The organism is Christensenella intestinihominis, assembly GCF_001678845.1.
GTDB classification, from domain to species: domain Bacteria; phylum Bacillota; class Clostridia; order Christensenellales; family Christensenellaceae; genus Christensenella; species Christensenella intestinihominis.
On record NZ_MAIQ01000013.1, the window covers coordinates 18414 to 45040 of the forward strand.

General features: G+C 54.9%; 24 protein-coding genes. 16 read left to right on the forward strand and 8 right to left on the reverse strand.

The features are described from left to right. Positions 1-54 precede the first annotated feature (54 nt). From BBD38_RS13145 to BBD38_RS13175, 7 genes are all read left to right on the forward strand, one after another. Entirely contained in the window at positions 55-1482 is a 1428-nt protein-coding gene (locus BBD38_RS13145) for an NAD(P)/FAD-dependent oxidoreductase (RefSeq protein ID WP_066688995.1), read from the forward strand. A 168-nt stretch (positions 1483-1650) separates the two neighbouring features. Further along, positions 1651-2910: an NAD(P)/FAD-dependent oxidoreductase gene (locus BBD38_RS13150; RefSeq protein WP_066688997.1), complete on the forward strand. Its 1260-nt coding sequence runs from the start codon at positions 1651-1653 to the stop codon at positions 2908-2910. Further along, positions 2907-3269, forward strand: coding sequence for a DUF1667 domain-containing protein (locus BBD38_RS13155; protein ID WP_066688999.1), 363 nt, complete (start codon positions 2907-2909; stop codon positions 3267-3269). Before BBD38_RS13150 ends, BBD38_RS13155 begins: the two co-directional genes overlap by 4 nt. Positions 3270-3335: 66 nt before the next feature. Next, positions 3336-4271 carry an alpha/beta fold hydrolase gene (locus BBD38_RS13160; protein ID WP_066689000.1) on the forward strand — a complete coding sequence of 312 codons (936 nt, stop codon included), beginning with the start codon at positions 3336-3338 and terminating at the stop codon, positions 4269-4271. Between the two features lie 232 nt (positions 4272-4503). After that, a complete protein-coding gene (locus BBD38_RS13165; RefSeq protein WP_066689001.1) occupies positions 4504-5001 on the forward strand; it encodes an Lrp/AsnC family transcriptional regulator in 498 nt (165 codons plus the stop codon). After that, positions 4998-6173, forward strand: coding sequence for a pyridoxal phosphate-dependent aminotransferase (locus BBD38_RS13170; RefSeq protein ID WP_066689002.1), 1176 nt, complete (start codon positions 4998-5000; stop codon positions 6171-6173). The genes BBD38_RS13165 and BBD38_RS13170 overlap by 4 nt, the downstream gene beginning before the upstream one ends. After that, a complete protein-coding gene (locus tag BBD38_RS13175) occupies positions 6161-6985 on the forward strand; it encodes a Cof-type HAD-IIB family hydrolase (RefSeq protein WP_066689003.1) in 825 nt (274 codons plus the stop codon). Before BBD38_RS13170 ends, BBD38_RS13175 begins: the two co-directional genes overlap by 13 nt. Positions 6986-7163: 178 nt before the next feature. Here the strand turns inward: BBD38_RS13175 and BBD38_RS13180 are convergent, their stop codons facing one another. From BBD38_RS13180 to BBD38_RS13215, 8 genes are all read right to left on the reverse strand, one after another. Continuing rightward, positions 7164-8903: a sensor histidine kinase gene (locus BBD38_RS13180; protein ID WP_066689004.1), complete on the reverse strand. Its 1740-nt coding sequence runs from the start codon at positions 8901-8903 to the stop codon at positions 7164-7166. Beyond that, entirely contained in the window at positions 8887-9666 is a 780-nt protein-coding gene (locus tag BBD38_RS13185; protein WP_066689006.1) for a response regulator transcription factor, read from the reverse strand. The genes BBD38_RS13180 and BBD38_RS13185 overlap by 17 nt, the downstream gene beginning before the upstream one ends. A gap of 76 nt (positions 9667-9742) precedes the next feature. Then, positions 9743-10876 (reverse strand): peptide-methionine (S)-S-oxide reductase MsrA, encoded by a 1134-nt coding sequence (gene msrA, locus BBD38_RS13190; RefSeq protein WP_066689008.1) that lies wholly within the window; start codon positions 10874-10876, stop codon positions 9743-9745. A 23-nt stretch (positions 10877-10899) separates the two neighbouring features. Then, positions 10900-11448, reverse strand: a complete 549-nt coding sequence (locus tag BBD38_RS13195) for a TlpA family protein disulfide reductase (RefSeq protein WP_066689010.1) — start codon at positions 11446-11448, stop codon at positions 10900-10902. Positions 11449-11468: 20 nt separating this feature from the next. Further along, on the reverse strand, positions 11469-12167 hold the full coding sequence (locus tag BBD38_RS13200; RefSeq protein WP_066689011.1) for a cytochrome c biogenesis CcdA family protein: 699 nt from the start codon (positions 12165-12167) through the stop codon (positions 11469-11471). Between the two features lie 259 nt (positions 12168-12426). Beyond that, on the reverse strand, positions 12427-12633 hold the full coding sequence (locus BBD38_RS13205; RefSeq protein ID WP_235829141.1) for a (2Fe-2S)-binding protein: 207 nt from the start codon (positions 12631-12633) through the stop codon (positions 12427-12429). A 69-nt stretch (positions 12634-12702) separates the two neighbouring features. Then, entirely contained in the window at positions 12703-15156 is a 2454-nt protein-coding gene (locus tag BBD38_RS13210; RefSeq protein WP_066689012.1) for a M56 family metallopeptidase, read from the reverse strand. Then, positions 15153-15527 (reverse strand): BlaI/MecI/CopY family transcriptional regulator, encoded by a 375-nt coding sequence (locus BBD38_RS13215; RefSeq protein ID WP_066689013.1) that lies wholly within the window; start codon positions 15525-15527, stop codon positions 15153-15155. The genes BBD38_RS13210 and BBD38_RS13215 overlap by 4 nt, the downstream gene beginning before the upstream one ends. A 363-nt stretch (positions 15528-15890) precedes the next feature. Between BBD38_RS13215 and BBD38_RS13220 the strand changes: the two genes are divergently transcribed. From BBD38_RS13220 to BBD38_RS13260, 9 genes are all read left to right on the forward strand, one after another. Continuing rightward, positions 15891-16355, forward strand: coding sequence for a tRNA (cytidine(34)-2'-O)-methyltransferase (locus tag BBD38_RS13220; protein WP_066689031.1), 465 nt, complete (start codon positions 15891-15893; stop codon positions 16353-16355). Positions 16356-16379: 24 nt separating this feature from the next. After that, positions 16380-17996, forward strand: coding sequence for a Na/Pi cotransporter family protein (locus BBD38_RS13225; RefSeq protein WP_066689034.1), 1617 nt, complete (start codon positions 16380-16382; stop codon positions 17994-17996). Positions 17997-18213: 217 nt separating this feature from the next. Further along, positions 18214-19395: a phosphoglycerate kinase gene (locus BBD38_RS13230; protein WP_066689015.1), complete on the forward strand. Its 1182-nt coding sequence runs from the start codon at positions 18214-18216 to the stop codon at positions 19393-19395. A 175-nt stretch (positions 19396-19570) separates the two neighbouring features. Beyond that, positions 19571-20314 (forward strand): triose-phosphate isomerase, encoded by a 744-nt coding sequence (gene tpiA, locus BBD38_RS13235; RefSeq protein WP_066689016.1) that lies wholly within the window; start codon positions 19571-19573, stop codon positions 20312-20314. Positions 20315-20367: 53 nt separating this feature from the next. Continuing rightward, positions 20368-21903, forward strand: a complete 1536-nt coding sequence (gene gpmI, locus BBD38_RS13240) for a 2,3-bisphosphoglycerate-independent phosphoglycerate mutase (protein WP_066689017.1) — start codon at positions 20368-20370, stop codon at positions 21901-21903. 258 nt (positions 21904-22161) lie between these two features. Continuing rightward, on the forward strand, positions 22162-22572 hold the full coding sequence (locus tag BBD38_RS13245; RefSeq protein WP_066689021.1) for a hypothetical protein: 411 nt from the start codon (positions 22162-22164) through the stop codon (positions 22570-22572). A gap of 175 nt (positions 22573-22747) precedes the next feature. Continuing rightward, entirely contained in the window at positions 22748-24238 is a 1491-nt protein-coding gene (gene thrC, locus BBD38_RS13250) for a threonine synthase (RefSeq protein ID WP_066689022.1), read from the forward strand. A gap of 4 nt (positions 24239-24242) precedes the next feature. Beyond that, positions 24243-25244, forward strand: a complete 1002-nt coding sequence (gene trpS, locus BBD38_RS13255; protein WP_066689023.1) for a tryptophan--tRNA ligase — start codon at positions 24243-24245, stop codon at positions 25242-25244. 107 nt (positions 25245-25351) lie between these two features. Next, a complete protein-coding gene (locus tag BBD38_RS13260; RefSeq protein ID WP_066689024.1) occupies positions 25352-26350 on the forward strand; it encodes a LacI family DNA-binding transcriptional regulator in 999 nt (332 codons plus the stop codon). The last annotated feature ends 277 nt before the right edge of the window (positions 26351-26627 follow it).

The window sequence follows — 26627 nt, forward strand, 5'->3', positions numbered from 1 at the left end:
GTTGCCGTGCCGCCCGGCAGGTGACGGGCAGGCTCCCATGAAAGAGGAATTTTTATGCAGTATGACGTAATTATCATCGGCGGCGGTATCACGGGCTGCGCCGCCGCGTATGAATTTTCAAAATACGATTTTAAAACGGCGCTTCTTGAAAAGGAAAACGACGTGGCCTGCGGAAGCACGAAGGCAAACAGCGCCATTATCCATGCGGGTTACGATCCCGAGCCGGGGACGCTGATGGCAAAATACAACGCGCGCGGAAACGAGCTTGCGCATGAGCTTGCCAAAAAGCTCGATATCCCCTTCCGGGAAACAGGCTCGCTGGTGCTTGCCTTTTCGGACGAGGAAGTGCGCGAGGTGCGCAGGCTCTATGAGAACGGCGTGGCCAACGGCGTACCGGTGGAAATTATTTCCGGGGAAGAGGTTCTGCGGCGGGAGCCGAATATTTCAGACCGGGTGAGGTGCGCGCTGTGGGCGCCCACCGGCGCGATCATCAGTCCGTGGGAGTTTGCCGCCGCGCTGGTTGAAACGGCGGTCCAAAACGGCGTCGACTGTTACCTTTCAAGCGGCGTGAAGCGTTTAAGCCGAAAGGACGGCATGTTTGAAATTACGGCGGGCGGCGAAAAATACCGCGCGAAATATATTATCAACGCCGCCGGGCTGTATGCGGACAAGGTCTATGAAATGGCGGGCGGCACGGGCCTTCATATTACGCCCGTGCGGGGGGAATATTTCCTGTTCGACAAAACAATGGGCGGCATTGTTTCCACCGTGGTGTTCCAGTGCCCGACCAAGCTTGGAAAAGGGGTTGTGGTCGCGCCCACCGTGCACGGGAACCTGTATGCCGGGCCGGACAGCAGGAATGCGGACGCCCGCGACGATACGGCGACCCATACGGAAGACCTCGCGTATGTCCGGCAGATGGCGGTAAAATCCGTGCCGACCATCGATTTTTCACAGAACATCCGTAATTTCGCGGGCCTTCGCGCCGTGGCGGGGGACGATTTTGTGGTGGGGGAATCCGAAATTCCCAATTTCATCAATGCCGCGGGAATCAAATCGCCCGGGCTATCCTCCGCTCCGGCGATTGCGGAAGACCTTGTGCGGATACTCGAAGGCTGCGGGCTCGCCCTGCACAGGAAAGAAGCGTTCCGCGGGGAACGCAGGGTGCTGCGGATCAATGAAATGTCTTACGAGGCGCAGGACGCGCTGATTAAGGAAAATCCGGCTTACGGACGGGTGGTGTGCCGCTGCCAGACCATCACGGAAGGCGAAATTGTGGATATCCTGAAACGTCCCGTCGTGCCGCGCAGCATCGACGGCATCAAACGGCGGTGCGCGGCGGGAATGGGAAGGTGCCAGGGCGGTTTTTGCGAACCGCGCATCCATGATATCATGGCGCGGACCCTGGGGGTGCCTATGAAGGATATTTTGCAGGATACGGAAGGAAGCTATATTGTGACCGGGGAAACGAAAGAGGACTGACAAGCGCATGCAGTATGGCGCATTTCTGCGTTAAGCCATCGTCTCCCCTTGTGCGGCGTATGTCAGAATACGCCTCCGCGGGTCGCTCGGCTTGCCTTGAACTGCATCCATCCTGCACACGCTTGGTGAAATGGGATTTTTAAAGAAACAAAGGAAGACGGAAAAACGATGGAAAAATATTACGACGTAGCGGTGATCGGCGCGGGCCCGGCGGGGCTGGCGGCGGCCCTCGAGGCCAGGAAAACCGGCGCGGAAAAGGTTGTGGTTCTGGAGCGCGATTTTGAAGCGGGCGGAATCCTCAACCAGTGTATCCATAACGGGTTTGGGCTGCACTATTTTAAAGAGGAACTGACCGGGCCGGAATATGCGGAGCGTTTTATATGCGAGCTCCACAAAACGGATATTGAGTTGAAGCTCAACACAATGGTGCTCGGTATTTCACGTGCAAAGCATATTACGGCGGTAAACCCGCAGGAGGGTGTGCTCGGGATTGATGCGGGCGCGGTCGTTTTGGCAATGGGATGCAGGGAGCGCCCGCGCGGCTCGCTCGGCATTCCGGGAACGCGCCCGGCGGGAATTTTCACCGCGGGCACGGCGCAGCGCTATGTCAACATGGAAGGATGCATGGTGGGCCGGAAGGTGCTGATCCTCGGGTCGGGCGATATCGGCCTGATTATGGCCCGGCGCATGGTGCTCGAGGGCGCGGAGGTCGTGGCGTGCGTAGAGCTGATGCCGTATTCGGCGGGACTTCGGCGCAACATTGTACAGTGCCTCGACGATTTCGATATCCCGCTGTACCTTTCCAGCACGATCACGGAAATCAGGGGAAAGCACCGTGTGGAAGGCGTGGTGATCTCGCGGGTGGATAAGGACAGGAAGCCTATTCCGGGCACGGAAAAGGAGATCGGGTGCGATACGGTCTTGCTTTCGGTGGGCCTGATCCCGGAAAACGAGCTTTCCCAAAACGCGGGCGTGGAGATGGATATGCGCACAAAGGGGCCGGTCGTCTATGAAAATATGGAGACGAGCGTGCCGGGAATTTTTGCGTGCGGCAATGTGGCGCAGGTTCACGACCTTGTGGACTTTGTGACAATGGAAAGCATCCGGGCCGGCAGGGCGGCGGCGGAATTTGCGGCGCACGGCGAAAAAGAGGCTCCCTTTTTTGAACTGTATGCAAGCCGGGGGCTTAACTATATCCTGCCCCAGCGGGCGCGTATGGACCGCATCGACCAGTTTTTGGACGTGTTTTTCCGTGTGAACGATATCTATAAGAATATCAGCATTGTGGTGAAATCAAACGGCGGCGAAATCGCGCGCTTCAAACGCGATTATGCGGTGCCCGGGGAAATGGAAAGAATCCGTATCCCGAAAAAATTGCTGACAGGAAATGAAATCGAGGTTTCGCTGAAAGGGGGCGAACAGGAATGAGGGAATTTACCTGTATTGTATGCCCGAAGGGCTGCCGTATTTTTGCAGACGATAACGGAAAGCTTACGGGCGCGGGATGCGAACGGGGAATCAGTTATGTGGAATCCGAAATGGAAAACCCGACGCGCATGATTACCTCTACGGTAAGGCTGCGCGGCGCACAGCTTCCGCGGCTGCCCGTCAAAACGAGCGCGCCCGTCCCCAAAAAGATAATGATGCGCGCGGTTGCGCTCCTCAACGATATAACAGTGGAGGCGCCCGTCCGGTGCGGGGATGTGGTTTTGAAAAACGTGCTCGACACGGGTGTGGACTTTGTTGCGACAAAAAGCACGGGAGAAACGGCAGGAAATCGGGAATAAGCCGGTTATGGCGGATATATCCATGATTCCAGGGTGCTTACGGTCTATTATTCGGGAGGCTTGGAAATGGCGTTTATAAGCGAAGAACTGGACTTTTTATCGGCGGACGGGAAGAGCAGGGTGTTTGCGCGCGTGTGGCGGGACAGCGGTGTGCAGCCAAAATTTATCCTGCAAATCTGCCACGGGATGTGCGAGTATATTGACCGTTATGCGGAGTTTGCGGAATATATCGCAGGGTGCGGCGGTGTTGTGTGCGGGAACGACCACCTTGGGCATGGTTTTACCAAGCAGCGCAACGAAAACAGCTTTTACGGATATTTTGCCGATAAGGACGGCGAGAAGCTTGTGGTCCGGGATGTTTATTCCCTGACGGGGCTGATCCGCGGGCGCTATCCGGGGCTTCCCCTTGTGCTGATGGGGCACAGTATGGGCAGTATGGTGGCGCGCAGCTATATGACGGAATATGGAGACGAGCCCGCGTGCGCGGTGTTTATGGGGACGTCGGGCGCGAATAAACTGACGGGCCTCATTCGTTTCCTTGCGAACGTGGGGATGTTTTTCGGCCGGGCGAAAAAGCCCGCCACCCTTCTTTCCCACCTTGCGTTCTCAAAATATAACGACAGGTATGAGGACGTGCGTTCCAAAAACGACTGGATCACGCGTGACCGTGTGCGGGTGGATCAATATAACGCGGACCCGCAGTGCACCTTCCTGTTCACAGACCGCGCGGCCTACGATTTTGCCAACCTGGTGGACGAGGTTTCGGGAATGCAGTGGGCGCGGCGTATGCCGAAGGATAAGCCCTGCCTGCTTGTTTCGGGCGGCATGGACCCGGTGGGAAACTACGGCGGGGGCGTGGAAGAGGTATTCGGCTGGATGAAGGAAGCGGGCCTTCCCGTGGAAATGAAGCTTTACGAGGGGGCGCGGCACGAGCTTTTGAATGAAACCAACCGGGACGAGGTCTTTTCCGGGCTTGCCGGATGGATCGAAGCCCACATCTGAAAAAAGCAAAACGCGCGGCCGCCCTCCGGTTCCCGCGCGTTTTTTGTGCGCAAAGGTTGAAGAACCCGGCGCGGGCATGCTATAATGACTGTCACGGCAATTCATCGAAAGTGACGCGTGCTGCCGAAATAATGTATGCCGTGCAGCCTTTTGAGGAATTGCGATAATTGCGAAATATTGGGCGCGGAATGTGCGCCCGCATAACCGGAACTCGCCGACAGGGAGGCTTATTATGGAAAACGATTTAAAACTGGAAATCCTCGATATACTGGAAGACAACGCCAAAACCACGGCGGAAGAAATGTCGCTGATGCTGAACGTTCCCGCCGCCACAATAGAAAAAACGGTAAAGGAACTTGAGGACGAAAAGGCGATCATCAAATACAGCGCGCTTGTGAACCGCGACGTTGTGGACGAGGACGGGGACGCGGAGGCGCTGATCGAGGTGGAAATCACCCCCCAGCGCGATTACGGCTACGACGATATGGCAAAGCGTATTTACCGCTTTGAAGAGGTGCGCGCGGTTTACCTGATGGCGGGCACCTATGATTTGTGCGTGCGCATCAAAAGCCGCAGCATGAAGGATATATCCAAATTCGTATTTGAAAAGCTCTCGGTGATCGACGGGGTCACGAAAACGGTTACCGTGTTCATTATGCGCAAGTATAAGGAACAGGGCGTGATCCTGGTGGGCGATGAAACGGATGAAAGATTGGTGGTTACCCCGTGAGAAATTTTATTGCGAAAACAGTGGAGGATATGCCGCCTTCGGGAATCCGGAAGTTCTTTGATATCGCGAGCGAGATGAAGGACATTATTTCCCTTTCCGTGGGCGAGCCCGATTTTGTAACGCCGTGGAACGTGCGCGAGGCGGCGATCGCCTCCATAGAGCGCGGTTATACGCACTATACGTCCAACCACGGCAACCCGGCGCTCAGGAAGCTGATTGCGCGATACCTGCGCGAGCGTTACGATGTGGACTACGACTGGAAGACGCAAACGATTGTCACGGTCGGCGCGAGCGAGGCGCTTGACCTTGCGTTCCGCTCGGTGATCGAGCCGGGAGACGAAATCCTCGTGCCCGCGCCGTCGTATGTTTCGTATATGCCGGGGGTTACATTTGCGGGCGGCGTTGCGGTGCCCATCGAAACGAAGGAATGCGATAATTTTACGGTCACGCCCGAGGCGCTTAAAGCGGCGGTCACGCCGAAAACAAAGGCGATTATCCTGCCGTACCCGAACAACCCGACGGGCGCGATCATGACACAGGAACAGCTTGCGGCCATCGTTCCGGTGATCGAAGCGCACGACCTGTTTGTGATTTCAGACGAAATTTATTCCGAGCTTACCTATGGCGAACGGCACCGGTCAATTGCCTCGTTCCCGGAAATATATCCGCGCACGGTGGTTATCAACGGCTTTTCCAAGGCGTTTGCCATGACCGGCTTCCGCCTCGGCTATGCGGCGGGCCCGGAAGACATGATTGCCGCGATGGTAAAGCTGCACCAGTATTTTATGCTGTGCGCGCCCACGGCCAGCCAGCATGCGGGCGAGGAAGCGCTCCGGCACGAGATGGACACGGATTTTACGCAGGTGGGCAAAATGGTGTCGGATTATAACCGCCGCCGGACGTTTGTTTATAACGCTTTCAAAAAAATGGGGCTCTCCTGCTTTGAACCCCGCGGCGCATTCTATGTATTCCCCAACATTTCGGGAATGGGAATGACGTCCGAGGAATTCTGCCACAAGCTGATTAACGAAAAGCATGTTGCGTGTGTGCCGGGTACGGCGTTCGGAGCCGCGGGCGAGGGCTTCATGCGGTGCTCGTATGCATCGTCGATGGACAATTTGAAGGAAGCGCTGAAACGGATTGCGGAGTTTGTAGACGAATGCAGGAAATAAAATTACTGGCGCTGGATATTGACGGAACGCTGATTGCGGACATGGGGATGAACGTCGCGCCCCGGGATATGGACGCAATCGAACGGGCGCGGGCGGCGGGCGTGTATGTAACAATCGCGACGGGGCGCATCCTTGAGACGGCAAAGCGGTGGATTCATGCCCTGCGGATCGATATTCCCGTTATCATATGCAACGGCGCGGATATCCGTGACGAGGAAAAGTCGTGGTTTCGCGACAGCATCCCGAAGGACGCAACGCGGGACATCATGGCCGCATACCGCGGAACCGGGCAGAAACGCTATATTTTCAGCGATAATAAAATTTATTGTACGCGGGACGATTATTACCAGGTTTTGTTCGATAAATGGCAGCAGGGGGAGGAAGCGGTATTCCCGGTGGTCATCAGGGACACGGAGGAAGAGATGTACCGGGCGATGTATACGGACGCGGAAAAGGTGCTGGTCTGGTCCCCTTCCACGGAACTGGAGCCGGAGCTGCGTGAAATTGCGCGGACGTTCGCGGGAAAATATAATATTGTGCGCGGCGAGGCGCGCAATGTGGAGTTTAACAAGCTTGGCGTATCCAAAGGTTCGGGCCTGAAAAAGCTGGCGGAGCTTCTCCGCGTGCCGCCGGAGCAGGTGATGGCGGTCGGCGACGGCGGGAACGACGTGGAAATGCTGCGCGCGGCAGGCGTGGGCGTTGCGATGGAAAATGCGATGGAAGAGGCAAAGGACGCGGCGGATTATATCACCGCGGACGTAAGGGAATGCGGTGTCGCGCAGGCGATCGACCGGTTTGTTTTCGGGAAATAAGGGGATGCGCGGGCGGCATCCGCGGGGTTTGCCTGATGATAGCGGGGCCTGAAAAGGGTCTGCAGCAGGGCAAAAACATACCGGAAAATTAAAGCGGCTATTTGAAAGGATAACAAAAAGTATTTTACCGGGAGGTAAAATGCTTTTTTGTTGCCCGTGTTCTCAATGCGGCGGTAAATCAGGCCCCGGCGCCGGTGTTCCCGATTTGTTTCCCGGCGATAAGGCGCACCGTGCAGCCCTTGCCCGGCGCGGAATGAATTTCCACGCCGCAGCCTGCGCCGTAATAAAGCCGGAGGCGCTCGTCCACATTCCGCAGGCCCACGCTGCCCGGACGGCTTTGCCCGGCGGCAGGCTGTGTGGAAGGGTCGAAGCCCACGCCGTTATCCGTCACGGTAAAAACCAACCGTTCGCCCTCTTCACGGACAGTTATGGAAATTTTTCCGGAACCGTCCAACGGCTTGATGCCGTGATAGATGCTGTTTTCCACAATGGGCTGGAGGATGATTTTTGGGACCGTGTAATCAAGCAGCGCCTCCGGCGCGCTGATCTCATAGCTCAGCTTTTCCTCATACCGTTCCTTCTGGATGTAAAGGTACTGCCGCACATGCTCAAGCTCGTCGGCAACGGTAATAAGCTCCCGTCCGCCGCTGAGGGACAGGCGAAAGAAGGAAGCGAGGGACTTTGTGAGGGCGATGACCCTGGCGCTGTCGTTGAATTCCGCCATCCATACGATGGTGTCCAGGGTGTTGTAGAGAAAATGGGGATTGATCTGGCTGACCAGGGTGCTGAGCTCTGCCTGGCGCAGGGTCTCTTCCTTTTTTGTTATTTCAGACATCAGCGCCCGGATGCGGTGGATCATCCGGTTATAATTTCCGGCCAGCAGTTCTACCTCGTAAAAGCTGTTTTTCCGTACGCTGATTTCCGCAAGCTTTTCAATTTCGCCCATACCCCGCTCGAGGTCGGCCATCGGGGTCGCCAAACGACGGGTGAAGAGGAGGCCCAGGAGCAGCACGGCGCAAAAAAGCAGGCTCCCGGTGAGCAGCACCGCTTCAAAAAGCTGCCGCTTGAGCATGGTAAGCGTATCGAGGGAAACCACGCCTACCATAGTCCAGCCGGTATTTGGAATTTCCGTCTGGTAGGTAAGCAGGTTTCGGCGTTCGTCATAGCCGTCCCCCGCGCGTGCGGTTGCATGCAGCTCTTCCAGCTTGGCGGGGTCGGAAAAATAGCTGGTATCCTGGTGATATACCGGCGCTCCCTTGTCGTTGAGGAGAAAAACATAGCCCTCCATTCCAAGGTCAAGGCTGCGCAGATAGTTTTCAATGACGCTGTAATCCATATCGATCAAAAGGACGCCGAGGTTTTCGCCGGAATCGTCCGTGATTTCCGTACTGACCGAAACGACCCAATTGTCCTTGTCGGCGGAAAAACTCTGCATCCGCGCGCCGGTAAGGACGGGCATGGTGTTATGGATGGATTCCATATACCAGTCCTCCTTCATCATATCTTCCGAAACCGACATATCGAGGCCTTCCTCGTTGGAAAGGATGCGTCCATCCTTGGATACGACGACAACAGACTTAATGGACGGGTCGTATTCGAGCATCGCGCCGATGCGGGAAAGCAAATCCGCCTGCAGGCCTTCATCGTCCCCCGCAAGGTACTGACGGAGGGTGGGGTCGCTGGCAAAGACGTTGGATTCGCCTTTAACACGGGCAATATAGGTGGAGATGTTAATGCCGCTCATTTCGAGCTGGTCGTGGGTATTTGAGACCGTTTCATCCATCAGCAGGTCCGCCGCGAAAAAATAGACCGCCCCGCTGAGCACCAGGATGACCACCAGCCCGGCGACGAGAAAAAAAAGGGATAACTGTACGCCGAAACGCCGCAGCCAGCCCCGGAGCCTAGAATTTTTCTTCACGTCCCGCCTCCGCTCTGAACTCCCTGGGCGACTTCCGGTATTTGCGCCGGAAACACACGCTGAAATAGTTGGGGTCGTCGATTCCTACCGCCGCGGCAATCTCGTAATTTTTCATCCGCGTTGAAAGGAGAAGTATTTTGGCCCGTTCCAGCCGCAGGCCCAGCAGGTAATCCCTGAAATTTTCGCCGAAGCATTTTTTGAAAAGGGTGCTTAGGTAGCTGGTGCTGTAACCCAGTAGGGCGGCCATGGAATTGAGCGAAAAGCCGGTGTCGGACAGATGTTCTTCCAGCATATCCGCCATCCTTGAACGGATGCTTTCGTCGCCGTCCGCGCCTGCGTCCCCGGCCAGCCGGTCAACCGCCTGCCGCACGGCGGCGAAGCTGTCCGCTTCCTTCTTCTTTTCCACAAGCCGGAAAAGCAGCTTTTGCACATCGTCCCGGGAGAGGGGTTTTAAGGCGTAGTCGTCCACGCCGAGCTTTATGGCGCGGATGGCGTAATCCAGGTAATCGTAGCCGGTGAGGATGGCAATTTTTAGGGAAGGGTCCCGCTCCTTCGCCCGCCTGCAAAATTCAAGGCCGTCCATCCTCGGCATGTTGATGTCGGCAAGAACCAGGTCGATTTGCTGTGCTTCCATAACTTCCATGGCCTGTTCGCCGTTTTCGGCTTCAAAGCACGCGCCGATCCCCAGGGTTTTTAAATCGACCAAAGAGCGGATTCCCGAACGGATGATGCTTTCGTCGTCCACTACCAGCAAACTGTACATATTCCCGCCCCCCTTTGCAACAATTATATATTATCGGGACCCGCGGGGCAAGCGCCCGCGGGCCCGGGAAGGCGGGTTAGTCAAAGATTTGCTTGAGGAAGCCGTAGCCCCCGGCATCGAGGTCGCCGTAGGGGATGAAGCGGATGGAGGCGCTGTTGATGCAGTAGCGCAGCCCGCCCAATTCCTTGGGGCCGTCGTCAAAGACGTGGCCGAGGTGGGTGTCGCCCGCGCGGCTGCGTACCTCCGTGCGCAGCATATTGAAGCTGCTGCCCGCCTTCTCGACCACAACCTCCGGGACAATAGGCTTTGAAAAGCTGGGCCAGCCGCAGCCGGACTCGAACTTGTCCTCCGAGCTGAAAAGGGGTTCCCCGGTGACCACGTCCACATAGACGCCCTTTTCAAAATTACCGGCGTATTCGTTGCTGTAAGGGCTTTCGGTGTCGCCCTGCCGGGCGACCCTGTACTGGATATCGGTCAGCCTTTCCTTCAGCTCCTCATCACTGGGAACGGGATAGTCCTCGGGCCTGATAAGACTGGAAAATTTGGATGTATCGAGGCCCTCCTCCTCAATAAATTCAGCGGCGTCATTCAGGTTGATGTGGCAGTAGCCGCCCGGGTTTTTATCCAGGTAATCCTGGTGGTATTCCTCCGCCGTATAGAAGTTATCGAGGGGCAGGATTTCGGTAACGATGGGGCTGGCGTACCTGGCCTGCTGCTTTTCTGCCACGGATTGGGCGACGGCCTTGTCAGCCTCGTCCTCGTAATAGATGCCGGAACGGTATTGGCTGCCGTGGTCGTTGCCCTGCTGGTTGACGCTGGTGGGGTCCACGACCTTGAAAAAGCCGTCCAGAAGCTGTTCTGTCGAAATGTGGGAAGGGTCGTAAACCACCTTAACGGTTTCGGCATGGCCGGTGTTGTCGTAACATACCTGCTCGTAGGTCGGGTTTTCCGTGTTTCCGTTGGCGTAGCCCACGTCGGTGTCGTATACGCCGGGAAGTTCCTTCATGTAGGCCTCGAGCCCCCAAAAGCATCCGCCCGCCAGGTAAATCGTGTGCAAACCTTTTTCGGCGGGCATTTCCGCCTCCGCAGATACATTTGCTGCGCTTTCCGCCTCCGCCGCTTTGCCCGCCGGGACGGCGGAGCATCCCGTAAGGAACGCCAGCGTAACGGCAAGCAGTCCTGTGCTTACCAGTGTAATGAATTTTTTCATAATATGTACTCCTTTCCGTAGGTTTAACTGATGGCCTCGAAGGTGGCCCTGATGGTATCGTTGTCCGCATGGCCGGGGACCTGGCTGACCAGGATGCCGTCGGAACCGATATATGCGGAGGTAGGATAGCCCCGGACGCCTGCCTGCGTGCCGTAAGCGCCGTCCGTATCGAACAGCACCGTGATATGTTCCGTGTGCTCCACGCCCGCAAACCAGGCCTTAAAATTCTCCATGCTTTTCTCGCCCCTTTGACCGGGAGCCACAATGGTCAGCACACGGAAATCGTTATCTTCGGAGGAGAGGGTGTTGATATCCTCGAGGCCGCCCAGGCAGACGGGGCACCAGGAAGCCCAGTATTTGAGGTATACCTTTTCCCCGGAAAAATCTGAAAGCTTTACGGTGTTGCCGTCAAGGTCCGTCATTTCAAAATCGGGCGCGGGTTCGCCGCGGTTCATCTTTTCCATGCCTGCCGTCGCGCTTTCCTGCCCTCCAGCAGCACCGGGGACGGCGCCGCATGCGGACAGGAACAGGAGCAGGAGGCCGACGGCGGCGAATAAATAGCTGCGTTTCATAATGCATCTCCTTTCATGGTTCAGGGAAAGACCGTAAAAATACTGTTCAGGGTGCCCGTCATTAAAAGCACGCCCATCAGGATGATTACGACGCCCCCGGCAATTTCGATTTTTCGCAGGTGTTTATTGAATTTCCGCACCTTGGCCAGCAATACGTCGGAAAAGAGGGCCAGCACAAGGAAGGGCACCAGGAACCCGAGGGAGTAAACACCCATCAGGAATCCGCCGTACAGCGGCTGGCTGCTGGCCGCTGAAAGCCCCAGGATAGCGCCCAGGACGGGGCCGATGCAGGGCGTCCAGCCAAAGCTGAACGTGAGGCCCAGCAGGAAGGAGCCGAGGCAATCACCCTTGCGGGAACGCTCAAAGTCTGCTTTTTTCTGGTAAGACAGCCATTTGATGCGGACCAGCCCCGTCTGGTGCAGGCCGAGGATAATTACAATAATCCCCATTGCGATCATAAAGGGTGTGCTGCCGATGACCGAGCCAAGCGCACCCGCGCCGAACCCCAGCAGGATAAAGCATACCGAAATGCCCGCCACGAAGAGCACGCTTTTGAGGATGACGCGCAGCCTGCGCCGGGCGGCGCTTTCTTCCGCGGAAGTCATGCCGGAGGAAAACTGCACGACATACACGGGGAGCAGCGGCAGGATGCATGGAGAGAAAAAGGACAGCAGGCCCGCCGCCAGCACCGTGCCTAAATAGAGTGTTTGAGGACCCATATGCGTCGCCCCTTTCCTGTTTGATGTACCAATTGTACCGTTATACCGGTGAAATGGTAATGGAATTGCTTTCGCTGTTTCTTTGATTTTTTGCGGTAGGATGAAAAAAGCGGGCCGGGGACCTGCGCAGGATTTCCAATCATCCGCGGGGGGCGGACAAAGCGGCTGGATTACCGGAGGAATGGAGGGAACAAAAAACGGCACGACGGGAAACCGCCGTGCCGTTTAAGGCTTATCGTGCCTTACGCATACTTTTTGTTCAGATCATGTTATACATCATATCCGAAATCGCGTCCATAATTTTGTCGTGACACTGGCCGCAGCCTGTGGAGCAATGCGTCACCTTCTGGACATCCTCGAACGCGGAAGTCACGTCCGTAAATTTTTTAGAGCTCCGCAGGGCGCTTTCGATATCCGCCAGCGTTACCTGCTTACAATTGCAGATCACTTTGTTTTCCATTGCCATAGGGCATACCCTCCATTCATTTGCCTATCAATAATATACCCCTTTCCGGCGTTACTATGCAACAAAATTTTACTGCGGGGGATAACGGTCCCGGATTGCTTTCAGGAAATCTTCAAATGTCTCCGTGGAGGCGGCGATCACGTTGGCGGAGGTCAGTGGAATTCCGGGCCCGATTTCGACAGTAGCAGCCAGTGCGCTGTAAGTCGAAGTTGCCACCTGATATCTTTCCCCGACAGGTTCATCGCTGTCCTTATCATATTTTTGCGCGTAAACCGTATACTGCCCGCCGCCTTGCTCCACGGATGTTTTCCGGATATCGTATTCCCCGAGCGCGGGGTTACTCACTAATTTTGTTACTCCATATCCAGGGGGCGGGGTTTCATCCTCGAGTACGCTTTCAAACTGCAAATAGTAATCCCGTTCCGTCGAACCAAAAAATTCTACCGTGACACTGGAATCGGGGATATTGCAGTTCACGACCAGTATCATATCGGAATCGTAAGGATTTTTGACCTTGAAATCCGGTCCGCCGGTGGCAATCGCCGCGTCCATTCCCTGCGGGACATAGCTTGCCATAATCGTGTTCGGCACGCGCTCCACGATATCCATTTCCGCTTTCAAGGCGGCGTCATACATGGTAGACGTGACCTGGCAGATGCCGCCGCCCGCCTGTTCCGTATAGACTCCGTTTTCGATGCCCGGCGCAAGCGCCCATCCGTCCTCCGCAGTCCGGTCTCCTACATAATCGTTGACGGAAAACGTCTCGCCCGGATGGATAACGGCGCCGTTCAGTTCGTTGCTGATTTTCCACACGTTAAATTTCCGTGCATGATCGCTTCCGCCGACGGTTGTGGTGGCGGCCCCCATCAGCACGGGCGCGGGTCCCGCCTCCGGTGCGGCGGTTTCCGTTTTTCCCGGCGCGGCGAAGGAGTGGAAATCCTGGTTTCTAATTTGTTTTTTAATCTGCTCCCTGAGCGCGTCCTCGTCCACGCGGAAAAAGGTTTCCGGCTCGTTCACGACAATTTTTCCCGAAGTGGTGAGCGCGTCCTCGTCGGATGCCTTTTCTACGGAATAGGAGGCCGCGGGCCGGTTCCAGCCCGCGCTGTCCCCGGCAATCGCCGCCTTGATCGGGGCGTCGTCAACAGAGAACTCCATCGGGAAGTTTTTGCCTTCGCCGCCGTTTTCCATCGCGTGCGCAAGCGCGGCCTCCATATCGAAGGTAACGCCGAGCACGGAAAGGGGATGCCTGTAAGGCGTATCGATATTTTTCACGGTATACTCAACCTCCCTGGAAAGGAGATCGTCCACCACCGGCTGGAGTGCGCTCTTCCCTTCCTCAAAGGTCATGCCGCCCATATTGATCCCGGCGACGGAGGTTCCCCCGGCAAACTTATCGCGGTCCGTGATGCCGGGGTAGATTTCACGGGCAGGCTGGCATGCGGTGGTAAAGCATACGACGGCGAGCAAGGCCGCCGCAAATACGGAAATAAGTTTAATTCCTTTTTTGGTATTGTTTTTCATAAAAATTCCCCGGATTCGCTTTTCCGCGGTTTTTTTGTTGTTTTGCAAAGACATCCCGAGAACGGGCTGCGGGCACATCCGTCCTGAAAACATTTCCAATATTGTACTGGCATACGCCTTCTTTTCCTCTAAGGGGAGGGGCGCGGTTGCGATATTGTCGCATGCCGTTTCCATATCTGTTTTAATGGGCTTCTGCATCAGCCATACCACCGGATTGAACCAATAGACGGCGCGCAGCGCAAGCATCAGCAGGCAGACGATGTAATCCCCCCGCTTAAAATGTACGAGCTCGTGCCGCACGGCAAAGCGGAGTTTCCCGGGATTCCCAAGGAGGGAGACGGGCAAAATAAGCTTCGGAAAGAAGGAAGCGGTGAGCGCCGGGGAAGAAACGGAATTCTGGACGAATACGCGTAAATTCCGCCGGATTCCAAGCTCGTGCCGTACCTCGTCCACAACCCGCATGACCTCTCCCGGCGGAAGGACGCACGAACGCCTGATTTTCCACGAGAGGGAAATATAGCTTCCGGCTGTTTTTAAAGCTGCGGCCAAAATACCGGCGAGCCAGACGGTTAAAAATATGTTTTCGGGTCTTATATCCGGCGCTGTAGCCGTGCCGCTTCCGGCGGGAATCATGCTGCTTTGCGCTTCCGGTACGTTTTCCGTGCCGCCTGCGGCCGTATTGCCTGTCGGGGTGGAACCGGGCTGCATTCCGGCAGGAACAACCCCGGACTGCGGCGCGGCGGCCGTTGTCCCCGGCACAGCGGCTGCCGGCGCTTCCGCTTCCGCCGCTGCGGCCGGAACGGAAGCCTGCGGGATGGTGATAAACCCGAAACTGCTCTCGGCGGTAAATGGCATCGCCAGCCGCGCAAGCAGCAGGAACCATATAAAGTATTGCAAAGACGGCGAGAATTGTTTCCTGAAGACGCGCTTTAGAAGAAGGATCAGCGCGAACAATACCGCGGAATAAACGGTAACTTCAAGCAACATGCGCAGGATATTCATTTTGATTCCCCCAAACGGTCAATCAGCGATTTAAGCTCGGCCTGGTCCTCGCTGCGGAGGCCGCTTTCCTCGATCATGCACAGCAGCAAATCCTTCCGGCTACGCGAGCTGACTTTTTTAAGCAGGCTGCGGCTTTCCGCACGGATGCAGTCTTCACGCTGCACGAGCGGATAGTAAAACTTATCGCGCCCCTTGGCCTCAAAACCGACAAACCCTTTGTCACAAAGCTTTTTCAGGTAAGAAGCATAGGTGCGGTAACTCCAGTCGACGGTTTCGCCCATGGCCTCGATCACCCCGGAAAGGGGTTGGGGGTCCCTGCCCCAGAGGGCGTTCATAACCATCCATTCACGGTAAGTCAAGGTTTCCGTCATTTGCTGATCCTCCGTTTTTTTTGTTTGATTTACATAAAGAATAATCCAATGATTATAGAAACAAGCTTATGACTATAAGTATAATCATAAAGCGGTACATGTCAATAGGAAAAGAAAAAATAGCCCTTGCGGTAATACAAAAAATAATTTTTCCCGAATTGTTTAAAAAAAGGGCTGAAAACCGGGTTGCGGAGCGGAAAAAATAAATCGCGGTTTTACTGAATTTTTACATTGCGTACATCCGGATTTTACCTTATAATTATCATGGATTGATTTTCGGATTGATATCAATTTTGAATGGCCGGAGGCGCGGAAAAGCCGCTCCCCTATACGTTCAAAAGGCAGAAAAAGGCTAGGTTTAAGATGGCAGTTCAGGTTGTTCTTGTCGAACCCGAAATCCCGCAGAACACGGGAAATATTGCGCGCACCTGTGTCGTTACAGGGAGCGTGCTTCATATTGTCGGGCCGATGGGCTTCTCGCTCGACGAAAAGCACGTGCGCCGTGCGGGCCTTGATTATTGGAAGGACCTTACCTTATATACATATGAAAGTCTTGAGGAGTTATACCAAAAATACCCGGAGGGGGATTTTTGGTATTTTTCTTCCAAGGTTCAAAAAAACTTTGACCGGGCGGAGTATTCAAAGGATTGTTTTCTGGTGTTCGGAAAGGAAACGGCAGGGCTGCCAAAGGAGCTTTTGGATAAAAATGCGGACCGCTGCGTGCGTATTCCGATGCAAAACGGGCAGCGGTGCCTGAACCTTTCCAACGCGGCGTGTGTGGGGGTCTATGAGGCGCTGCGCCAAAACGGCTATTTTCACATGAAATGAAAATTTCTTATGGGGGAAATTTATATGGATTTATGGAATATCTTAATGCTCATCGGGGGTCTCGGGCTGTTTTTGTACGGCATGAAGCTGATGTCGGACGGGCTTGAGGCGGCGGCGGGCGATAAGCTGAGGACGGGCCTTGAGTTGATGACGAAGAACCGCTTTTCGGCGCTTGGCCTCGGCGCGGGCGTAACGGCGGTGATCCAAAGCTCGTCGGCGACTACGGTTATGGTGGTCGGCTTCGTAAACGCCGGGCTGATGTCGCTTACCCAGGCCATCAACGTAGGCATCGGCGCCAACATCGGTACGACGATCACCGCGCAGATTGTTGCGCTCAAGGTAACGGAATTTGCGCCCCTCGTACTCTTTGCCGGCGTAATTATCATGCTCTTTGTGAAAAAGCGTTCGGTACGGCGCATCGGTGAAATTATCGGCGGCCTCGGCATCCTGCTTTTCGGTATGGAGCTGATGTCGGAGGCGGTCGCCCCGCTGCGGGACTACCAGCCCTTTATCGACCTGCTGTCCTCCTTCCAGAACCCGTGGATCGGGCTTCTTGCCGGTCTTGCGGTGACGGCGATCATCCAAAGCTCGTCGGCGACGATGGGCATCATCCAGGCGTTTGCCATGCAGGGAGTCATGGGCCTCGATGCGGCGGTCTATGTGATCCTCGGCCTTAATATCGGCACCTGCGTTACGGCGATCCTGGCAAGCCTTTCGGGAACCAAAACGGCCAAACGCACTGCGCTTGCTTTGTTGTTTTTTAACGTCATCGGGGCGTTTATCTTTATGGGCGCAATGCAGTTCCTGCCCATTGTGGACTGGATCAAATCGTGGACGCCCGGTTCCCCGGTCAACCAGCTTGCAAACTTCCATACGTTCTTCAATGTGGTGAACGCGTTTATCTTTATCGGCATCCCGCAGGTCCTGACAAAAATAGCTTACTTCTTTGTGCGCGGCGAGGACAAGCAGCTCGAGGGCAAAAAGCTCAAATATATTGATAAAAACGCGGACAGCGCGCCTGTTGCGGTCGGCCAGGCGATCCTCGAGGTCTCGCGGATGGAACGCCTTTCCGGCGAAAATTTCAGCCTCGCGATCAAGAGCTTCCTCGAACGGGACGAGAAATTAATCGACGAGGTTGGGGAGAACGAAAAGGTCGTCAATTACCTCAACCATGAAATCACGGACGCCCTTGCGAACGTCAGCCAGACCGGCCTTTCCGAGGTGGATTCTCGTACGGTAACGGGGCTGCTGCACGTCATTATGGATATTGAGCGCATTTCGGATATCGCCCAGAATATCGCCGATATTGCGGCAATCCGGCTGGATAAGAAAATCAAGATGTCGAAGAAGGGCGTGGTGGAAATACAGTTCATGGCCGACAAAATCGGCGAGGCGTTCCGCCTTTTGCGCGAAGCGCTCAAGGAAGGGAACCTCGAGAGCGCCCAGCGCGTAATCGAAATCGAGGACGAGGTCGACCGCTATGAAGCCAAGATCAAGAAAAACCACGTCAAGCGTCTTAAAAAGGGCGAATGCAGCGCACAGGCGAGCACCGTGTTTACGGATGTAATCACCATGTGCGAGCGTGTCGCCGACCATGTGGCCAATATTGCGGCGGTGTACCTGCGCGGCGAAATGCAGTAAACGAAAGCCGCAGGCGGACGCCGTTTGGAAAATTTGCTTTAAAAGCCGCAGGCGGGCGCTGTTATGCCCGTGGCTGCGGCTTTTCCGTTTTTCTGCCAATGGTCCCTTTGCGGCGGCGCGCGGATTTGTACAATCATCAAGTTATGCTTGATTATTAGGGGCTTATTGATTAAAATAAAAGGGTATGTGAATAATCATTCAAAAAGGAGTAAAGATCATGAAAAAGACGATTGAAGATATCGACGTTCAGGGCAAAAAGGTGCTTGTGCGGGTCGATTTTAATGTTCCGCTGAACGAAAACAGGGAAATTACGGACGAGACCCGGATCAGGGCGGCTCTTCCCACGATTCAGTACCTCCTCGACCACGGCGCAAAGGTGATCCTGATGTCCCACCTTGGCCGTCCGAAGGGCGAAGTAAAGCCCGAGTTTTCACTCGCGCCCGTCGCGAAACGGCTTGGCGAACTCCTGGACACCAAAGTGATCTTTGCAAAAGACTGCATCGGCAAGGAAGCGCAGGACGCGGTGGATTCCATGGAAGCGGGGCAGGTTGTGCTGCTTGAAAACCTCCGTTTCCATAAGGAGGAAACGGCAAACGATCCGGAGTTTGCGAAACAGCTTGCGGCACTTGGCGATGTTTTTGTACTCGACGCATTCGGCACGGCCCACCGCGCGCATGCTTCCACGGCGGGCGTCGCGGATTATCTTCCGGCAGTCGCGGGCTTCCTGATCGGCAAAGAGCTTTCCGTGATGGGAAAAGCGCTTGAAGACCCGGCGCGCCCCTTCATCGCGATCCTTGGCGGCGCTAAGGTGTCGGATAAGATCGGCGTGATCGAAAACCTGCTGACCAAGGTAGACGGCCTCATTATTGGCGGCGGCATGGCGAACACGTTCGTTAAGGCGCAGGGCTATGAAATGGGAAAATCCCTCGTGGACGACGAACGCCTCGGTCTCGCGCGTGACCTGATGGAGCAGGCGAAGAAAAAGGGCATTAAAATCATGCTTCCGTCCGACTTTGTCGTAGCAAAGGAATTCAAGGCGGATGCGGAAACGCAGATTGTCGCGGCGGAAAATATTCCGGCGGACGCAATGGCGCTTGATATCGGGCCTTCCTCGCGCATCATTTTCGCCAACGAAATCAAGAGCGCGAAAACGGTCATCTGGAACGGGCCGATGGGCGTTGCGGAAATGCCCGCGTTTGCGAACGGCACCAAGGCCATCGCGGAAGCGCTGGCGGATTCCTCGGCAATCACGATTATCGGCGGCGGCGACAGCGCGGCGGCTGTGAAAAACCTTGGCTTTGCAGATAAGATGTCGCATATTTCCACGGGCGGCGGCGCATCCCTCGAATTCCTTGAGGGGAAAGAGCTGCCGGGCGTAGCGGCTTTGAACGACAAGTAAAAAGGAATAGGGAATAATGAATAAGTTCGGTATCCGCCTGCGGCGGATGGTTTATGCCCGCCAGCTAAACCGGCACAGCCACTGTTCATTATTACTTATTAATTATTAATTTAAAAAAGGACGGAGGCTCTCCGTCCTTTTCAAAAAGATTACAATTTAAAAGGAGTTCCATATTATGAGAAAACCGATTATTGCGGGAAATTGGAAGATGAACAAAACGGCGAGTGAAGCAGTGGCGCTGATTAACGAATTAAAACCCCTCGTTGCGGATGCGAAGGCAGACGTGGTGGTGTGCCCGCCTGCGGCAGACCTTGCGGCGGCGGCCCAGGCGCTCAGCGGTTCCGGAATCGGCCTTGGGGCACAGAACCTCGATTACCACGATTCCGGCGCGTTCACAGGCGAAATTTCAGCGGATATGCTGCTTGACCTTGGCGTGCAATATGTTATCATCGGCCACTCCGAACGCCGCGAATATTATGCGGAAACGGACGAGACCGTAAACCTCAAGGTGAAAAAGGCGCTTGAAAAGGGCCTCATTCCCATCGTATGCGTGGGCGAGAAGCTCGAGGAACGTGAAAGCGGCGTCACGGCGGAAGTGGTGCGCAAGCAAACGAAGCTCGCGCTGCTTGGCGTAGCGGAGGGCGACGTTGCCCGGGTGGTGATCGCGTATGAGCCGATCTGGGCGATTGGCACGGGCAAAACGGCAACGGCGGACGACGCCAACGATACCATCAAAGAGATACGCGCGGCGGTAAAAGAAGTGTTTGGCAGCGTTGCGGACGAGGTAAGAATACAGTATGGCGGCAGCATGAACCCCAAGAACGCTTCCGAGCTTATGGCGATGAGCGACATTGACGGCGGGCTGATTGGCGGCGCTTCGCTGAAGGCGGAGGATTTTTCCAAGGTTGTAAATTATTAAAGGATATTCCTTGGAAGGTATTTCGATTTTCTAATAGAAACAGGTGACATTATATGGCATTTACAGCATTAATTATTATGGACGGCTTTGGCCTTACGGCGCAGACGGAAGGAAACGCCATCTATGCGGAAGGAACGCCGAACATCAAAAAGCTGATGGAAGAGTATCCCACCACGCAGCTCGGCGCGAGCGGCATGTCGGTCGGCCTCCCGGACGGGCAGATGGGGAATTCCGAGGTCGGGCACCTCAACATTGGCGCGGGCAGGATTGTCTACCAGGAACTGACGCGGATCACAAAATCCATCGCGGACGGCGATTTTTACAGCAAACAGGAATTCATGGATGCGGTGAAGAACGTGAAAGAAAAGGGCGGCGCGCTCCATCTCATCGGCCTTATTTCCGACGGCGGCGTGCACAGCCACCAGGAGCACCTTTACGCGCTTCTAAAGCTGGCGAAGGAAAACGGCATCGGCGACCGGACGTATGTGCATTGCCTGATGGACGGCAGGGATGTTCCGCCGGACAGCGGCAAAGAATTCATCCGGCAGCTTGAAGCGAAGATCAAAGAGATCGGGGCCGGAAAGATCGCCACGGTGATGGGCCGCTATTACGCAATGGACAGGGATAACCGCTGGGAACGCGTAAAGCTTGCCTATGACGCAATCGTAAAGGGCGAAGGCATGAATGCGCCGGATGCGGTAAGCGCAATGCAGGATTCCTATGACAAAAAGGAATTTGACGAATTTGTAAAACCGACGGTCATCACGGAAAATGGCGAACCGGTGGCGAAGCTGAAGGCGAACGACTCGGTGATTTTCTTCAATTTCCGGCCGGACCGTGCGCGGGAGCTTACGCACAGCATCACACAGGAGGATTTTACGGGCTTTGAGCATGAATATTTCCCGACGTTCTTTGTGTCCATGACGCAGTATGATAAGACGTTCAAAAATATCCATGTGGCCTATAAGCCGCAGGTGCTCCAGAATACGCTGGGGGAATACCTGGCAAAGAATAACAAGAAGCAGTTCCGCATCGCGGAAACGGAAAAATATGCGCACGTTACTTTCTTTTTCAACGGCGGCGTAGAACAGCCGAACGAGGGTGAAGAACGGTTCCTGATTCCTTCCCCCAAGGTCGCGACTTATGACCTCCAGCCGGAAATGAGCGCGCCGGAGGTATGCAAAAAAGCGGTTGAGCTGATTGAGTCGCAGGAATACGACGTGATGATCCTCAACTTCGCGAACTGCGACATGGTCGGGCACACGGGCATCTTTGAAGCGGCGGTGAAAGCGGTGAAAGCGGTGGACGAATGCGTGGGCAAGGTAGTGGACGCCATCCTTTCGGTGGGCGGCGAAGTGCTGATTACGGCAGACCACGGCAATGCGGAAATTATGGTTGACCCGGCGACGGGCGGGCCGTTCACGGCGCACAGCACCAATCCCGTTCCCTGCATTCTGGTTTCAAAGCGGCACCAGCTGGATCAGCTGCGGGAGGACGGAATCCTTGCGGACCTCGCGCCGACAATGCTTGACCTGATGGGGCTTCCACAGCCGCTTGAAATGGAAGGCAAGAGCCTGCTTGAAAAATAATCAAGGCTGCTCCGGTATTTTCCGGGGCAGTTTTTTTATGGCCCGTGTCCCGAAAAAATATTTTAAATTGAGATAGTGGAAACGGGTGCTGCGTGTATACCACCTCCCGCTGCGGGCGGGGAAGGAAGCGTGCAGACGTATTTTCCCGCCCGGGGCGGCTTTTCTTCCCAAAAATAATTTTTTGTTGTAGATAAAACAGGACATATATATTATAATGGTCTTAAACGGAACCTATCAAAAAACAAGGGGGTCTTTACCATGATACAATTAATTTATGCAAAAAAGGGCAGTGGGAAAACAAAAAGACTGATCGATCTTGCAAACGCGGAGTTGAACTCCACAAAAGGAGACGTCGTTTTCATCGATGACGACAAGCGCTATATGTACGATGTTGCGCACCAGGCACGCTTCGTGGACGTGAAGGACTTCGGGATCGACTCGGGCGACGCCCTTTATGGCATGTTATGCGGCATGGTATCTCAGAATTACGATATAGAAGCGGTATTTATCGACGCATTCCTCAAGATTGTAAAGATGGAAGTGACGGAGCTTAAGGAGCTTTTGGGAAAGATCGAAGCGCTTTCCGAGAAAAACGGCTTCAAGGCGGTTATCATCGTCAGTGCGGACCCGGCGCAGGCGCCGGACTTCCTCAAGCAGTACATCATCTGAGGATGCGCCTTTTTGTTTTGCCGGATGCGGCTGCAGCCGGTTTATAATGGAAAGAATTGCGTTAAGCCGTTTGGCTTAAGGCGGACAGCATGTGCGGGCGGAAGGGAGCGCCTTTCCGCGGCGAATTCGTGCGGCTGTCCGCTTTTCACGTTTCATATGAAGGAGAAAAAAGACAATGCAGGTTTTAAGCACGCGCGGAAAAATGAATTCCATCCCCGCCACCCAGGCGGTGCTCCAGGGGATTGCGGCGGACGGCGGGCTGTTTGTGCCCGAGGCGTTCCCGCAGATCGACCTTGAAGAGATGAAGGCGTATGCGGCGCACGAGTATGATATTCTCGCGGCGCGCGTATTGCGGTATTTCTTTGACATGGAGGAAGCGGCCCTTGCGGAGATTACCCAGCAGGCCTACGGGACGTTTGACGATTCACGGGTCGTTCCCTTAAAAGAGCTTACCCCTGCGGAATACGTGATGGAGCTTACGCACGGGCCCACGCTTGCGTTCAAGGATATGGCGCTGCAGGTTTTGCCGCGCCTGATCCGCAAGGCGCTCGATATCCATAAGCAGTCGGAAAATGTGCTGATCCTGACCGCGACTTCCGGGGATACGGGCAAGGCTGCGCTCGAGGGCTTCCGGGATGTTCCGCGCACGGCGATCGAGGTGTTTTACCCGGCGGACGGCGTGGCGACGATGCAAAAGCTGCAAATGGTCACACAGGAAGGCGGGAACGTCGCGGTGTGCGGCGTACAGGGGAATTTTGACGACGCGCAGACGGGCGTAAAAGCACTGTTTGCGGACGGGGAACTGAAAGCGTTCCTGAAAGAGGCGGGCTATACGTTCTCTTCCGCCAATTCCATCAATTTCGGACGGCTGATCCCGCAGGTTGCCTACTATATTTATGCGTACGCGAAGCTTGCGGCGGACGGAAAGATCGAAAACGGACAGGAAATTAATTTTGTCGTACCGACCGGCAACTTTGGAAATATCCTCGCGGGGTATTATGCGAAGCGTATGGGCCTTCCCATAAAGAAGCTGGTGTGCGCGTCCAACGGGAATAACGTGCTCACGGATTTCTTCAATAAAAGCGTCTATGACGCGAACCGGCCCTTCCACAAAACGATGTCCCCGTCCATGGATATCCTGATTTCAAGCAACCTCGAACGGCTGCTGTTCGAGGTTTCGGGGCGCGACGACGCGCAGGTGCGCGCATGGATGGAAGCGCTCCGGCAAAACGGGAAATACGAAATTCCGGCCGCCACGCAGGCGGGGCTTAGGCAAACGTTCTGGGCGGATTTCTGCGACGAGGCGGAAACGGCGCAAACCATAAAAAGGGTGTTTGAAACCTACGGCTACCTGATTGACCCGCATACGGCGGTCGCGCAGTGCGTGGGCGAAAAATACCGCCGCCAGACAGGCGACGGAACGCTCTGCGTCGTGGTTTCCACGGCGAACCCCTACAAGTTTACGCAGGATGTGCTCCGCTGCGTATCCGGGCAGGATGTGCCGGACGCGTTCGAGGCGGCCGGGCGGCTTTCCCAGCTTACGGGGACGCAGATTCCGCCGCAGATTGCCGATTTGCGCGAAAAGCCGGTGCTGCATCCGGATTGCGTAGAGCGCACGGGGCTCAAAACGGCGGTGGAAAAATTTATCCATCAGATGGGGGACTGAACCTATGGACGGAAAGAAAACGATATTCAGCGGCATCCAGCCTTCGGGGATTTTAACGCTTGGGAACTATCTCGGGGCGGTTAAAAACTGGGTGGCGCTCCAGAACGAATATGATTGTTATTACTGCGTGGTGGACCTGCACGCGATTACCGTGCGGCAGGACCCGGCCATGCTTCGCAGGCGCACGCTGGACACCATGTCGATCCTGATTGCATCGGGAATCGATCCGAAAGAGAACGTGCTGTATATGCAGTCCCACGTAAGCGCGCATGCGGAGCTTGCATGGCTCCTTAATTGCTTCACTTATATGGGAGAGCTTTCGCGCATGACGCAGTTTAAGGAAAAGAGCGCCCGGGCGGGGGATAACATAAACGCAGGCCTGTTTACCTATCCGGTTTTAATGGCGGCGGATATTTTGCTCTACCAGGCAGACCTTGTGCCCGTAGGGGTCGACCAGAAACAGCACCTGGAATTGACGCGCGATATTGCCATCCGTTTCAACAATATTTACGGCGACGTATTCACGGTTCCGGAGCCGTATATCCCCAAAGCGGGGGCGAAGATCATGAGCCTGCAGGAGCCGGAAAAGAAAATGTCCAAGTCGGACGAAAACGAAAATGCGTTTATTTCACTGCTCGATCCGCCGGACGCAATTGCGCGGAAGCTCCGGCGCGCGGTGACGGACAGCGACGGGGAAATCCGTTTCGCGGAAGAAAAACCGGGGGTTTCCAACCTGCTCACCATTTATTCGGCGCTTACGGGGAAGACGATCGCGGAAAGCGAAAAGGATTTTGCGGGGCAGGGCTACGGCGTATTGAAGCAGGGCGTGATGGACGCCGTAATTGCAGAGCTTGAGCCGCTGCAAAAGCGCTACCGGGAGGTGCGCGCCGACAAGGCGTTCCTTGAAAGCGTGATGACGGAAAATGCGGAAAAGGCGGCCTATGCGGCGCGCAAGACGCTTTCCAAGGCGCAGCGCAAGATCGGGCTTGCGCCAAGGAAGCTGTAAAAAAGAGGAAGCGGGCTCTCTGCCGTATGGGCGGGGAGCTTTTTTCAAGTTGGACAAAATAAACGGGGAATGTTACAATCAAAGCGATTGAAAGGAAACCGGATCAAATGGCAAATAAGCGAATTACAATCAGGGAAGTGGCAAAATATGCGGGCGTTTCGATCGGCACGGTTTCCCGTTTCCTTAATAACAGCGGTTATGTTGGCAAGGATGCGCGGGAGAAAGTCGAGGATGCGGTCAAGCAGCTGAATTACCTTCCCAACAGCGCGGCGCGCAGCATGATTAAACGTAAATCGAATATCGTGGGAATTGCCGTGCCGGAAATCAACAATCCTTTCCTGGCCGACCTGGTGGTAAAGCTGGAGGACCGGCTCACAAAAAATAATTATTCCATGATGCTGTGCAACACGAAATTCAGCCGGGAGAAAATTGCCAATTTTGTGGACGACCTTATTATGCGCAATGCCGAGGGCCTGATCCTTGTTTCCATCAACGTCAAGGAAAAAAAAGTAATCCAGAAAATGGGCGAATATATGCGTACGATCAGCATAGGCGAGCACGTCGCATATTTCGACTGTATCAAATTGACCGATTACAGCGCGGCCTGCAGCCTTACGCAGTACCTGATCGATATGGGGCACCGTAAAATTGCGTTTGTCGGCTTCCATCCCAATTCCACGCAGACTATGGAACGCCTCCAGGGGTATAAGGATACGCTGGAAAAAAATGGACTCCCGCTTATCGACGGCTATATGCTGAAAACGTCAAGCGAGTATGACGAAACCAAGAAGCTGCTGGAGGAAAAGGACCCCCCGACGGCGATCATCAATATCAACGACTTTAACGCGCTGAAATCCTACGACGAGATTGCGAAAAAAGGGCTTACCGTAGGAAAAGAGGTTTCGGTCGTCGGTTTTGACGATATTTCCGTCGCGCGTTTTTTGTCGCCCGCGCTGACGACCGTCGCCTGCGATACGAAAAAAATGGCAGTGGACGCGGTGGCAATGCTTCTTCATAATATCCGGGAGGACAGCAAGGGAAGCGGCCTCGAGGTGGAACTTCCGGCGCAAATGGTGGTCCGCGATTCGGTGGCCGACCTGCGCTGATTTTTGCCGCCGCAAATTCTTTTTTTAAAAAACTTGAAAAAGCACTTGACATTTTAATATGGTTTCATTTATAATTCAATTAATCAATTTATGGAAACGTTCACACAATTATAATTTCATCTTAGGGTAAACACGTGATTATTTTGCGAAGGAAAGTAAGGATAATTCTTTGTTCAGAATGTGGAAACGTTTACACATATAAATCGAATGAATGGAGTGATTACAATGAAATTCGGGACATATTTTGCGTATTGGGAACGGGAGTGGGACGCGGATT